This is a genomic window from Rhizobium sp. P38BS-XIX, assembly GCF_012641435.1.
GTDB lineage: Bacteria > Pseudomonadota > Alphaproteobacteria > Rhizobiales > Rhizobiaceae > Rhizobium.
Map to the genome: position 1 here is coordinate 193,417 of NZ_JABAIJ010000009.1, position 12,728 is coordinate 206,144.

Genomic DNA, 12,728 nt, shown 5'->3' on the forward strand with positions numbered 1-12,728 from the left:
ATGATTAAATTCCTATCCGATGGATGAGAACATTGCAAGAACAAAAATGCAAAGTTCCACCGTTTCCATGAGCCGGTTTGTGATAGTCAGCCGTGCCGGTGAAACATCCGAGCTTTGCGGTTAGGCGCTGGCAATAAATTGTGCGCCGCTCTATAAATGGGCAATGTTGACAGTCATCATCGAATGCCAGGATCAGGAACCGGAACTGGCACAAACATTGGCGGCATTGGTGGCGGGCGCAATTGAAGGGCTCGTCTGCGATGTCGTCGTGCTCGATCACGGCTCGCGCGATGGCACTTCGCGTGTGGCGGATGCCGCTGGCTGCCGCTTCTATTCGCAATGGGATATGAAGGACATATTGCGCTCGGCGCGCGGTGACTGGCTGCTATTGGTCGAGCCGGGTGCCCGTCCGCAGGCCGGCTGGATCGACGAGATTGCGGAGTATGTCTCGCTCAACAAGGCGCCGGCGCGTTTCACCGCTTCGCGTGGATATCGCAGGCCTTTTCTGCAGCGGATTCGCCAAAGCACGCCACCACTGGAATTGGGCCTGTTGCTATCCAAACCGCAGGCCATCGCCGCAGCAACAACAGGCATGCGGCTTGCGGAGTTTGCAAAAGGTCGAAAAGGCCGCAAGCTTGCAAGCGAGCTTATCCCGTCATGGGTCGCCCGCGCTGCGCGTTAGAGCTTCGTTCTATTCCTGGATATTCTGAGGATTGGGAATAAATTCTCTCGGTCATCGCGAGCGAATAGGCGCTATAAGGCGCTGGAGCCACGCTTCAGATGCTCATCCAAGCGCGGCATGATCTCCACGAAGTTGCAGGGCATGTGCCGATAGTCGAGCTGCGCTTTCAGAATGCCGTCCCAGGCATCCTTGCAAGCACCTGGCGAGCCGGGCAGCACGAAGATGAAGGTGGCGTTGGCGACGCCGCCGGTTGCGCGGGACTGGATCGTCGCTGTGCCTATCTTGTCATAGGAAATGCGGTGAAAGACTTCGGAAAAGCCGTCCATGCGCTTCTCGAACAGAGGCTCCAGCGCCTCCGGGGTCACATCGCGACCGGTAAAGCCCGTGCCACCTGTCGTGATCACCACATCGATCGCATCGTCTTTCGTCCACGCCTCGACTTGTGCGCGGATGCGTGCCTTGTCATCCGGAACGATGGCGCGGGAGGCCAGCCTGTGGCCGGCATCGGTAATCCGCGCAACCAGCGTATCGCCCGATTTGTCATCGGCGAGCGTGCGCGTGTCGGAAACGGTCAGCACGGCAATGCCAACGGGAATGAATGGTCTGTCGCTGCCTGCATTCGCCATCATGCCTCTCCCGTTATCGTTTCCGTCGCCTGGAAATACCAGTCCGGCCTTCGTCTGTGAAGCGAATCGGCCGCCGCCTCTGCCTGCTCCATGCTTTCGAAAATGCCAAAGCAGGTCGCCCCGGAGCCCGACATGCGCGTTATCGTGGCATGCTGGCTTTCGATCAGGCCGCTAAGTGTTGAAATCTCGCGGCAAATCATGCGGGCGGGCGCTTCCAGGTCGTTGCGCAAATTCTTGATCGTCGCGATCCATTCCGCACGGCCTTGCGGCAGTCTCGCCGTGAAAGTGAGCGGCGGATTGTCCTTGCGGGCGAGATTCCGGAACACCTCGGGCGTCGATACGCCAACAAGCGGATTGCCGAGAACCAGTGCGAGGGATGGAAACTGCGGCAGGAGTTCGATGGCCTCTCCGATCCCTTTCGCGACCAGTGGGCGGCTGGCAAGACACATGGGCACATCGGCGCCAAGTTTGAGCGCGATCGCTTTCAGCGTCTCGTCCGGCAGCGCGAATTCCCAGAGACGCATCAGCCCGCGCAAGGTCGCCGCGGCATCCGCCGATCCTCCGCCGATGCCAGAGGCGATCGGAAGATTTTTCTCAAGATGGATGTGAACGGCGGGGGCTTCGATGCCGATAGCGTCAGCCGCCTGCCGTAGCAGATCGCGCGCCTTGAGCACGAGATTGTCGCCGGCCTCGGCATCTGCGGAAAGAAGCGGGCCGAAGCGGCCGGAGAGACTGAAGCCATCCTGCTCGGCGAGCCGAAAACCAAGGCGATCGCCATGGCGGGTAAAGCTCACCAGCATGTCCAGCAAATGATAGCCGTCAGCGCGACGGCCTGTGACATGCAGCGCAAGATTGATCTTTGCGGGCGCTTCCTCTGTGAGATCGAAATCGCCCGCAGCCAAGATCGTGTTCATCGGAAGTCTTAGGACTTCTTATCGACCGGTGCCGGCGTGTTCGAATCGGGCGAGGGAGCGGGAGCGGGATCTGGCTGCTTGCTCTTGTCGACCGTCTTTGCATCCGTATCAAGCGGCGGCAGGCCCTTTTCGACCTTCTCCTTGATCTTCGGAATATCCGCCTCTTCAGGCTTGGAAGCGAGCGCGCGGTTCCACTGGTAGACGGCTTCGAGCTTGCGATTGACACGCCAGTAAGCATCGCCGAGGTGATCGTTGATCGTCGGATCGCCTGCCTTCAGCTGTGCAGCCCGTTCCAGCTCGTTCACCGCATCGTCGAAGCGGTTCAGTCGGAAATAGGCCCATCCGAGCGAATCGACGATATAGCCGTCATCCGGCTTCAGATCGACGGCCTTCTTGATCATGTCGAGGCCCTGGTCGAGGTTCATGTTCATGTCGACCCAGGAATAGCCGAGATAGTTCAGCACCTGCGGCTGATCCGGGTTCAGCTCGAGCGCCTTCTTGAAGTTAGGCTCGGCGTCCGGCCATTTCTTCAGCCGTTCGTAAGCGATGCCGCGCTGGAAGAACACGGCCCAGTCGCTCCGCTTCGGCACCGGACCAATGATCTTTACGGCCTTGTCGTAATTGTCGGCCATGGCCTGAAAGTCCTTGGCATCGGACAGGACGCTGCCATAGGCAAGATAGCTGCGGACGTCGTTGGGATCGGAATCGATCAGCGACTTCAGATGCTTGCGCGCATCGTCCACTTTGCCCGATTGAGCGAGCGCAAGGCCGAGTTGCAGCTCGGAAATGCGGGCCATCGGCGAATTGTCCGGCACCTTCTTGTAGAAGGCGATGGCGCGGTCGGTCTGCTCCTGCTTTTCAGCAAGCCCACCAAGAAGCACCAGCGTGTCAGCCGCCTTCGGATCGAGCGAGTTGGCGATCTGCAGGTACAGCGAGACCACGTCTTCGGCGCCGTCGCGGTTCAGGGCGGCGCCAATGGTGAAGAGCACGGCCGCAGCGCCTTCGCTGGCGTTGGTCACCTGCTGGTCCGGCGTGTCGCCCTTGGTGATGCTGTCGCGCAGTGCATTGAGCGGTGCATAGTTGCTGACGAGATTGTCACCGACCGAGATCGCGTCGAGGGCCTTCTGCTTGTCGCCGGCCTTGGCTTCGAGGCGCGCAAGCGCCATGACGGAACGCATGAAGGTGTCCGGCGCGGTTGCGCCGCCCGTCTTGTCGAGGATAGCGTCGTTCAGGTGCGAGCGAGCCGACTTCAGGTCACCGATGGTCAGCGCGATGGCGCCGGCATGATAATTCTTGAAGATGTTGAACCAGTCTGGGCCCTTCATCTTGTCGATCATCGAGATCGCTTCCTTGCCGCGACCGGATCCGGCGCGAGCCCAGGCGGCGAGCAGGTTGGTCATCATCCGGTCGAGATCGTTTGGTCCGTTATACTTCAGGATTTCCTGAGCGGTCCGGTATTCGTGGCGGCGGATTGCGTCCATGCCGCGCACGATCGTCGTCACCCGCTCGACCGACGGATCGCTCTTCAGCTCGTTGGCGTATTTCACACCCTCTTCCAGATTGCCGTTGAGCAGCAGCGAAATCATCAGTCGCTGGCGGATTTCCGGGTTGCTGGGGTCGATCATCAGCGCTTTTTTGTAGAGCGCGATGGCCGTGTCATAGTCGTGATCGACATCGGCCGTACGGGCAGCCAGGAAGGCGCCTGCGAATGTGTCGACACTATCCGTATCGAAGGCGACCGGGGCGCTGGCCTCCGGTGCCGCTGCCGGCTTGTCGTCGGCCCGAGCGACACTCAGGGCGGACACGGAAAGAACCGCCGCCAAAGCTACGCCCGAGAGGAAACGGATGGCAAGTCTTTGCCGCATTAGAAAGCCTTTCATCGAGGGACGGCCAGCGAAGACGCCGGCGGCATAAAGCGTTCGTGTCAACTGATTCACAACAGGATGGCTTTTTTGAAGCGGCCCTGCAACAAATTCGGGCCGCTGCTGTCAATTAACGCGTTCGATGCAGAAATCGATCACTTCGAGAAGTGCTGATTTCCAGGGCGTTTCGGGCAGCGGCGCCAGGGCGTCACGGGCGATTGTGCCATAGTGCACGGCACGGGCAATTGTGTCGGCCAGCGCGCCATATTTTGTGATCAGGCCGAGAGCCTTCTCGAGATTCTCGTCGCTGCTATTGCCGGTTTCGATGGCGTCACGCCAGAAGGCGCGCTCCTTTTCGGTGCCGCGGCGATAGGCGAGGATGACCGGAAGCGTGATTTTTCCTTCGCGGAAATCATCGCCGACATTCTTGCCGAGATCGGCAGCCTTGCCGCCGTAATCGAGCGCATCATCGACGAGCTGGAACGCGAGGCCGAGATTGGTGCCGTAGGATCTCAGGGCGTTGCGCTCGGCCTTGCCGGCATTGGCGACGATCGGGCCGACTTCGGCCGCGGCTGCAAAAAGCGCTGCGGTCTTGGCGCGGATAACCGAGAGATAATCGTCTTCCGTCGTTTCCATGTTCTTGGAAACGGAGAGCTGCAGTACCTCACCTTCTGCGATGACGCAGGCAGCCGAAGATAGAACGTCGAGCGCTTCCAGCGAGCCGACTTCCACCATCATGCGGAAGGCCTGGCCGAGCAGGAAGTCGCCGACCAGAACGCTTGCCTGGTTGCCCCAGATCATGCGGGCCGTGGAGCGGCCGCGACGCAGATCGCTTTCATCGACCACATCGTCATGCAACAGCGTTGCCGTATGCAGGAATTCGACCGAGGTCGCCAGCTTGATGTGATTGTCGCCCTGATAGTTGTACAGCGCCGCCGAAGCGATCGTCAGCATCGGGCGCAAACGCTTGCCGCCGGAGGAGATGAGATGCTCCGCCACTTCGGGGATCATCTGCACATCAGAGCCGGCCTTGGACAGGATAAGCTGATTGACGCGTTCCATGTCCGCCTTGGTCAGATCCACCAATGGCTTGATGGATGCCTGTTTATTCTTGCTTTCTTCCAGCGGTATCACGACGCCCAACGATCCGGACTCCTGTTCATTTTCTGCAAAGCACAATAAGAAGGGGCGAAACGGGCGGCAAGAGGCGAATTGTCTCGTCGCGTAAATTTGACAGGAAACCCGACGCTTATGCACGAGCTGATCCGCACGAATGACCCCGTTCTTCTTTCCTTTGCGGAAAGCCTAATGAAGGATGCCGGAATTCATTGCTTTGTCGCGGATCAGGCTATGAGCATTCTTGAGGGTTCGCTTGGCATGCTGCCGCGCCGCTTCATGGTCGAGGAGGAGCGTGCCGATCAGGCGAGACGCATCCTCATCGACGCCGGTCTCGGCGACGAGCTGCGGCCGGCGCGCGCCTGAGGTCGATCATGGCCGACAGTCCTTCTGAAACAATCGATGCCTTTCATCGCGGCGCGTTTCATATCGTGCAGCCGAAGGGCAGGGGACATCGTTCCGGCATGGATGCCATGCTTCTGGCGGCCCTCGTGGCCGACGAGCGCGCCATCAAGGTCGCCGATCTCGGCGCGGGCGCGGGTGCCGCCGGCATGGCCGTGGCGTCAAGGCTCGGCCAGGCCGAGGTCGTGCTTTTCGAGCGCTCGCCCGATATGGCCGAATTTGCCCGCAAGAGCCTCGCGCTGCCCGAAAACGCGCGTTTCGCCGATCGCGTCTCCGTCATCGAGGCAGACGTGACCTTGACCGGCAAGGATCGAAACGAGGCGGGGCTCGTCGACGACAGCTTTCATCACGTCATCATGAATCCGCCTTTCAACGATGCTAATGACAGGTTGACGCCCGATGCCCTCAAAGCAGAGGCGCATGCGATGACGGAGGCGCTTTTCGAGAGATGGATCCGCACGGCCGGTGCCATCATGATGCCCGGTGGTCAACTATCGCTGATTGCCAGGCCGGAATCGATCGGCGAGATCATCGCTGCCTGTGGCCGCCGCTTCGGTGGACTTGAGATCACGCCGATCCTTCCACGCGAGGGTGAGAATGCGGTGCGTATCCTGCTGACGGGAATAAAGGGCTCGCGGGCACGGCTGGCACTGCGTGCACCCTTGATCATGCACGGCGAGGGAACCCATAAATTCTCCGATTTCGTCGACGATATGAACAATGGCCGCGCCCCATATCCACGCCGATAGCCGTCGCTGGTTGAGTGTCGGGGCATGAAAAGCGATCGGCAATGTTGCGTTTGCCGTTTCCGTGCATACATCACGGGGCAGCAAACTTTGTGATTTAGGGATGACGAATGGTTGGGTTCTTGAGACGCATACTTCCGAAGCGCTTCCGCAAGGAGGGGGTAGTCGTTCCCGTCGTGCGTCTGAGCGGCGTCATTTCCTCTGGCGGCGGCCCGCTGCGCCAGTCGCTGAATCTGGCAGGCGTATCCCAGGCGCTTGAAAAGGCCTTCGGCATGAAGACGGCCCCGGCAGTGGCCATCGTCGTCAATTCGCCGGGCGGTTCTCCGGTGCAGTCGCGCATGATCTATAATCGCATCCGCGATCTGGCCGTCGAGAAAAACAAGAAGGTTCTTGTTTTCGTCGAGGATGTTGCGGCGTCCGGTGGCTATATGATCGCGCTTGCGGGCGATGAGATCATTGCCGATGCCACGTCGATCGTCGGCTCGATCGGCGTCGTCTCCGGCGGTTTCGGCTTTCCCGAGCTATTGAAGAAGATCGGCGTCGAGCGCCGCGTCTACACCGCGGGTGCGAACAAGGCGATCCTCGATCCCTTCCAGCCGGAAAAAGAAAAGGACATCGAATATCTCAAGAGCCTGCAGCTGGAGATTCACAAGGTCTTCATCGACATGGTGCTGGAGCGGCGCACGGGAAAGCTCTCGGCGGACGAGACGGTGTTCTCGGGCTTGTTCTGGACCGGCAGTCGCGGGCTGGAGCTCGGGCTGATCGACGGTCTCGGCGACATGCGCCAGGAATTGCGGAAGCGCTTTGGCGACAAGGTCAAGCTCTCGCTCGTCAGCACGCCACGCAGCCTCTTCGGCCGCAAGGCACCGGGCGTCTCCCTCTCGGGTCTGGATGGCATCGGCGCCGGTCTGGCGTCCGGGCTTGCGGAAGCGGCAGAGGAAAAGGCATTGTGGGGCCGGTACGGATTGTAAGCGGGAGCGCGGGGTCATGCCCCAGATCATCTTCTTCATCATCGCCGCCGGCGGAATCTGGCTGCTTTATCGTCGCTTCGTTCGCGATGCGCAGAGACTTGCCGAAAAATCCCGCCGCGCCGAGAGCGAGCGGCGCACGGGGGCGATCGGAACGTTGGTCAAGGACCCGAAGACGGGGGAATATCGCGTCAAGCGCGATGACGAGTAGCGATCCACCTGCCTTTCGCCCAAAAAATGCCAAGTGAGAGTTTGTGCGTCAAAGCCTTGACCCTTCAGCCCTCTCGTGGCACCTGTCCGCCAACCATTTGCTATCAGAAGAAACCAGCTCCATGACTGCCAACGTGCCCGACCACATGAACCCGAAGCGCTCGTTTCAGGCGCTGATCCTGACGCTGCACAATTATTGGGCTGACAAGGGTTGCGCCGTTCTGCAGCCCTACGACATGGAAGTCGGTGCCGGCACGTTTCATCCTGCGACCACGTTGCGCTCGCTCGGCCCCAAGCCGTGGCGCGCCGCCTACGTGCAGCCGTCGCGCCGTCCGTCCGATGGCCGCTATGGTGAAAACCCGAACCGCCTGCAGCACTATTATCAGTATCAGGTCATCCTGAAGCCCAATCCGCCGAACTTGCAGGAGCTCTATCTCGGCTCGCTCAAGGCGATCGGCCTCGACCCGCTACTGCATGACATCCGCTTCGTTGAGGACGACTGGGAGAGCCCGACGCTCGGCGCCTGGGGCCTCGGCTGGGAATGCTGGTGCGACGGCATGGAAGTCTCGCAGTTCACCTATTTCCAGCAGGTCTGCGGCATTGAATGTGCGCCGGTTGCAGGCGAGCTGACTTATGGTCTGGAGCGCCTCGCCACTTACGTTCAGGGCGTCGACAGCGTCTATGACCTGAACTTCAACGGCCTCGAAGGCGAAGACAAGATCACCTATGGCGATGTCTTCCTGCAGGCCGAACAGGAATATTCCCGGCATAATTTCGAATATGCCAACACCGAGATGCTGCATCGTCACTTCATCGATGCCGAGAAGGAATGCCAGGCATTGCTGGCTGCCGGCGCACCCGGCGACAGTGAAAATCATCGCCTGCACAAGTGCGTTTTCCCGGCTTACGATCAGTGCATCAAGGCGAGCCATGTCTTCAATCTGCTCGATGCGCGCGGCGTCATCTCGGTCACGGAGCGCCAGAGCTACATCCTGCGCGTGCGTACGCTGGCCAAGGCCTGCGGCGAAGCCTTCCTGCTGACCGATGCAGGCGGCGCCAACTGGAATCAGCAGGCGGCCTGAGCCTAAGCCAGGACTGAAGCGCGTGTTTCGCGCGCCTCCCCCGTTGTTTGCATCTTGCAAAGATTTCCAGGGAATTTATAAAGAATATCAGCGCATTGGCCGATATAATATCGCTCTTGCGCCGAAAGCCGGGTGACATTGCCGGCAAATCTGCCTAGTGTCCCTGTGGTTGCAGTCGCCATGGGGATTTCAGATGCTCATTCTTCTAGCGGTCGTCGTTCTGATCGCGCTTTATGTCATCTTCATCTATAACGGGCTCGTTCGCTCGCGCCAGGTCGCGGAAGAGGCGTGGTCCGGTATCGACGTGCAGCTGAAGCGCCGCGCCGATCTCATTCCTAATTTAGTCGAGACGGTCAAAGGCTATGCCGGCCATGAAAATAAGACGCTCGTGGAGGTCACGCAGGCGCGCGCTGCGGCGCAGGCCGTGCCTGCAGGCGATGTCGCTGGCCGTGCCGCAGCCGAAGGCGTTCTGAGCCAGGCGCTCGGCCGCCTGATGGTCGTTTCCGAATCCTATCCGGATCTGAAAGCGAACACGGGTTTCGTCGAATTGCAGCAGTCGCTGGAGCGGACCGAAAACGAAATCCAGATGTCGCGCCGCTATTACAACGGTGCCGCACGCGATCTGAACGTCAAGGTCGAGACCTTCCCGAACAATCTCATTGCCGGCCCCTTCGGCTTCGTCAAGAAGGCCTATTTCGAGATCACCAACGAGGCCGATCGCGCCGTTCCCACGGTCAAATTCTAAGATTTTCGCTATCGGTTTTTCATGCAAGGCGGTAAAGGATGGCCGACCGCCGGCCATCGGCCGTTTTCCTGACTGACCAAAGAGAATGATGATGGGTAGAGCCAAACTCACGATTATCCCGCCGGGCAAGCCTTTGACCGGACGCGCAATGCCGCCGGGATCGAAGTCGATCACCAACCGCGCATTGCTGCTCGCCGGCCTCGCCAAGGGCACGAGCCGGCTAACCGGTGCGCTGAAGAGCGACGATACCCGCTATATGGCCGAAGCGCTACGCGCCATGGGTGTAACGATCGACGAGCCCGACGACACCACATTCATCGTGACAGGCAGCGGCAAGCTGCAGCCGCCGGCAGCCCCGCTTTTCCTCGGCAATGCCGGCACGGCAACGCGCTTCCTGACGGCGGCCGCGGCACTGGTGGACGGTAAGGTCATCGTTGACGGCGATGCCCACATGCGCAAGCGGCCGATCGGCCCGCTGGTCGACGCGCTGCGCTCGCTCGGTATCGATGCCTCGGCTGAAACCGGCTGCCCGCCGGTCACGATCAACGGCACCGGCCGCTTCGAGGCAAGCCGCGTGCAGATCGATGGCGGCCTGTCCAGCCAGTATGTCTCGGCGCTCCTGATGATGGCAGCCGGCGGCGATCGCGCTGTCGATGTCGAACTGCTCGGCGAACATATCGGCGCTCTCGGTTATATCGACCTGACCGTTGCCGCCATGCGCGCTTTCGGCGCGAAGGTTGAGCGCGTGAGCCCGGTCGCCTGGCGCGTCGAGGCCACCGGCTATCATGCGGCCGACTTCGTCATCGAGCCGGATGCCTCTGCCGCGACCTATCTCTGGGCCGCCGAAGTGCTGAGCGGCGGCAAGATCGATCTCGGCACGCCGGCGGAACAGTTCTCGCAGCCGGATGCGAAAGCCTATGATCTGATTTCGAAATTCCCGCATCTGCCTGCCGTCATCGACGGGTCGCAGATGCAGGACGCCATCCCGACGCTCGCCGTTCTCGCCGCTTTCAACGAAACGCCGGTGCGCTTCGTCGGTATCGAAAACCTGCGCGTCAAGGAATGCGATCGTATCCGCGCGCTCTCGAGCGGCCTGTCTCGCATCGTTCCGAACCTCGGCACAGAAGAGGGCGACGACCTCATCATCGCCTCCGATCCGAGCCTTGCCGGCAAAATCCTGCCCGCAGAGATCGACAGCTTTGCCGATCACCGCATCGCCATGAGCTTTGCGCTGGCCGGCCTGAAGATCGGCGGCATTACCATTCTCGACCCTGATTGCGTCGCCAAGACATTCCCGTCCTACTGGAATGTGCTGTCTTCGCTGGGGGTCGCCTACGAAGACTGACGCTCTGCTCCTATAGAGGCCTGAGCGCGGATTTATTCTTGACGCAAAGCGGCGCCGGCAACGGCGCCGCAGGCATCTTTTGGGGGAATGATGACACGGCTCTGCGGGTTTTTGCTGGCCTTGTGCCTGATGCTTTGTGCAACGGCGGTGACGGCCGCCGAACTCATCAGCAATTTTGATCAGGCAATTGCGTTGCATCGTGATGGCTCAATGCGGGTCGTCGAAACGATTTCCGTCAATGCCGAGGGGCGCGATATCCGCCGCGGCATCTTCCGCGATTTCCCGCTGACCTTCATCGACGCCAAAGGCCGTGAGAGCGAGGTTGATTTTGCGGTCGTCTCCGTCGAGCGCGACGGCGAGCCGGAAGAATGGCGTATCGAACGCATCAAAGGTGGTGAGCGCATCTATATCGGCAATGCGCAAACATTCCTGGATAGTGGTCCTCACACATATCGCATCACCTATGACACCAATCGTCAGATCCGTTTTTTCGACGATCATGAAGAGCTGTATTGGAACGTCACCGGCAATGGCTGGCTGTTTCCTATCCTGAATGCGAAGGCAACGGTCACGTTGCCCGATGGCGCGAAACCTCAGCAACTCGCCTTCTTCACCGGCCCGCTCAGAGCCACCGATAAGAACGCGAGCGCCAGCGCGCAGGGCAACATCGTGACGTTCGCCACGACAAAGCCATTGGGCGTCGGCGAAGGTCTGACGATCGCCGTCAAGCTTGCGAAAGGGACGATTCCCCCGCCGACTATGAGCCAGCAATGGGGCTGGTTCTTCCGGGACCACCTCGACACGAGCATTGCCGTGGGCGGGCTGATCCTGCTGTTCGTCTATTACATGCGAAGCTGGATCGCGGTCGGGCGCGATCCACGCCCCGGCGTCATGGTCCCGCGTTGGGATCCGCCGGAGGGGCTGTCGCCGGCGCTCGTCAACTATATCGACAACAGGGGCTTTGCTCGCTCGGGCTGGACAGCGCTTTCGGCAACGGCAATCGATCTGGCTGTGCGTGGCTACGTCATCCTCGATGATCTCAAGCAGAAAGTGATCATTCGGACCACAGGCAAGGCCGGTAGCGGCCTGACCGGCGGCGACAAGGTTCTGATGCAGGCCATCGGGCCATTCTCGCCGCTTGTGATCGACCAGGCGAATGGCGAGGCAGTCCAGCGGCTGGGGTCGAAATTTCGCAGCGCCATCGAGCGGGATCATCGCGGCGAATATTACAAGGCCAATTCGCTCTACGTTTTCGGCGGCATTGTCCTATCGGTGCTGATTCTGGCCAGCATCGTCATTTTCGGCCGACTGCATGAAAATGCGGTGCCGCTCATCATCGTGCCGGGCTTCCTGTCGATTTTCGTCACCTTCTTCGCAAGCTCCATCGGCCGCCGGTTCCGAGGCCAAAATGCCGATCTCGTTCGGCGCATCATTTCCGTTCTGTCCTTTGCCTTCTTTGGCTTCGTCTTTGTTTCAACGGCCGTGAGCGGCTTGGCTGCGGCCGTCGTGCCTCTCTGGGAGGCTGGCCTATTGCCGCTGCTGGCCGGCATCGTCGGCATATTTGCGTTGAACGTCGTCTTCTATTTCCTGATGGGCGCGCCGACGCCGCTCGGGCGCAAGATGATGGATGGCATCGCCGGCCTGCGGCAATATCTGACGCTTGCCGAACGCGACCGCATGAACATGCAGGGCGCGCCGCAAATGTCGCCGCAGCATTTTGAAACGCTGCTGCCCTATGCAGTCGCGCTCGGCGTCGAAAAACCCTGGTCGAGTGCTTTCGAAAGCTGGCTCGCAACCGCAGCCGGCGCGACCGCAGCGGCGGCCTACTCGCCCATCTGGTTCTCCGGCGATTTCAGCCCCGGCAATATCGGCGGCACCCTCGGCGATTTCTCTTCCTCGATGGCCTCCACCATCGCCTCGACCATTCCCGCCCCCGTCTCCAGCTCGTCCTCCGCCTTTTCGGATAGCGGCGGAGGACGAGCTGGAGACGGGGGCGGGAATGGTCGAGGCGATGGTGGAGGCCATCGAGG

13 protein-coding genes are annotated in these 12,728 nt (G+C 60.5%); 9 read left to right on the forward strand and 4 right to left on the reverse strand.

The annotated features are described in order from the left end of the window. Positions 1 to 163: 163 nt before the first annotated feature. Positions 164 to 682 carry a glycosyl transferase gene (locus tag HGP17_RS26160; protein WP_168813402.1) on the forward strand — a complete coding sequence of 173 codons (519 nt, stop codon included), beginning with the start codon at positions 164 to 166 and terminating at the stop codon, positions 680 to 682. A gap of 71 nt (positions 683 to 753) precedes the next feature. Here HGP17_RS26160 and moaB read toward each other — a convergent pair whose 3' ends face one another. The 4 genes from moaB to HGP17_RS26180 form a co-directional block, all read right to left on the reverse strand. Then, entirely contained in the window at positions 754 to 1,308 is a 555-nt protein-coding gene (gene moaB, locus HGP17_RS26165) for a molybdenum cofactor biosynthesis protein B (RefSeq protein WP_168813404.1), read from the reverse strand. Beyond that, positions 1,308 to 2,222 (reverse strand): 4-(cytidine 5'-diphospho)-2-C-methyl-D-erythritol kinase, encoded by a 915-nt coding sequence (locus tag HGP17_RS26170; RefSeq protein ID WP_168813406.1) that lies wholly within the window; start codon positions 2,220 to 2,222, stop codon positions 1,308 to 1,310. The genes moaB and HGP17_RS26170 overlap by 1 nt, the downstream gene beginning before the upstream one ends. A gap of 8 nt (positions 2,223 to 2,230) precedes the next feature. Beyond that, the gene (locus HGP17_RS26175; RefSeq protein ID WP_168813450.1) at positions 2,231 to 4,087 is read right to left on the reverse strand and encodes a tetratricopeptide repeat protein; all 1,857 of its coding nucleotides are present in this window, start codon (positions 4,085 to 4,087) and stop codon (positions 2,231 to 2,233) included. Between the two features lie 123 nt (positions 4,088 to 4,210). Beyond that, positions 4,211 to 5,227, reverse strand: coding sequence for a polyprenyl synthetase family protein (locus HGP17_RS26180; protein WP_168813408.1), 1,017 nt, complete (start codon positions 5,225 to 5,227; stop codon positions 4,211 to 4,213). Between the two features lie 108 nt (positions 5,228 to 5,335). Between HGP17_RS26180 and HGP17_RS26185 the strand changes: the two genes are divergently transcribed. The 8 genes from HGP17_RS26185 to HGP17_RS26220 all read left to right on the forward strand — a co-directional run. Next, complete coding sequence (locus HGP17_RS26185; protein ID WP_168813410.1) at positions 5,336 to 5,566, forward strand: DUF2007 domain-containing protein; 231 nt, start codon at positions 5,336 to 5,338, stop codon at positions 5,564 to 5,566. Between the two features lie 8 nt (positions 5,567 to 5,574). Then, positions 5,575 to 6,351, forward strand: a complete 777-nt coding sequence (locus HGP17_RS26190; RefSeq protein WP_168813413.1) for a methyltransferase — start codon at positions 5,575 to 5,577, stop codon at positions 6,349 to 6,351. Positions 6,352 to 6,458: 107 nt separating this feature from the next. Continuing rightward, the gene (locus tag HGP17_RS26195; protein ID WP_168813415.1) at positions 6,459 to 7,319 is read left to right on the forward strand and encodes a S49 family peptidase; all 861 of its coding nucleotides are present in this window, start codon (positions 6,459 to 6,461) and stop codon (positions 7,317 to 7,319) included. A gap of 16 nt (positions 7,320 to 7,335) precedes the next feature. Further along, the gene (locus tag HGP17_RS26200) at positions 7,336 to 7,527 is read left to right on the forward strand and encodes a hypothetical protein (RefSeq protein ID WP_168813417.1); all 192 of its coding nucleotides are present in this window, start codon (positions 7,336 to 7,338) and stop codon (positions 7,525 to 7,527) included. Between the two features lie 121 nt (positions 7,528 to 7,648). Beyond that, on the forward strand, positions 7,649 to 8,608 hold the full coding sequence (locus tag HGP17_RS26205) for a glycine--tRNA ligase subunit alpha (protein ID WP_106996775.1): 960 nt from the start codon (positions 7,649 to 7,651) through the stop codon (positions 8,606 to 8,608). Positions 8,609 to 8,801: 193 nt separating this feature from the next. Continuing rightward, positions 8,802 to 9,353, forward strand: a complete 552-nt coding sequence (locus tag HGP17_RS26210) for a LemA family protein (RefSeq protein WP_168813419.1) — start codon at positions 8,802 to 8,804, stop codon at positions 9,351 to 9,353. 88 nt (positions 9,354 to 9,441) lie between these two features. After that, positions 9,442 to 10,698, forward strand: a complete 1,257-nt coding sequence (locus HGP17_RS26215) for a 3-phosphoshikimate 1-carboxyvinyltransferase (RefSeq protein ID WP_205926141.1) — start codon at positions 9,442 to 9,444, stop codon at positions 10,696 to 10,698. 90 nt (positions 10,699 to 10,788) lie between these two features. Further along, positions 10,789 to 12,728, forward strand: a 1,940-nt coding sequence (locus HGP17_RS26220) for a DUF2207 domain-containing protein (protein WP_168813422.1), incomplete at its 3' end; no start/stop codon positions are given.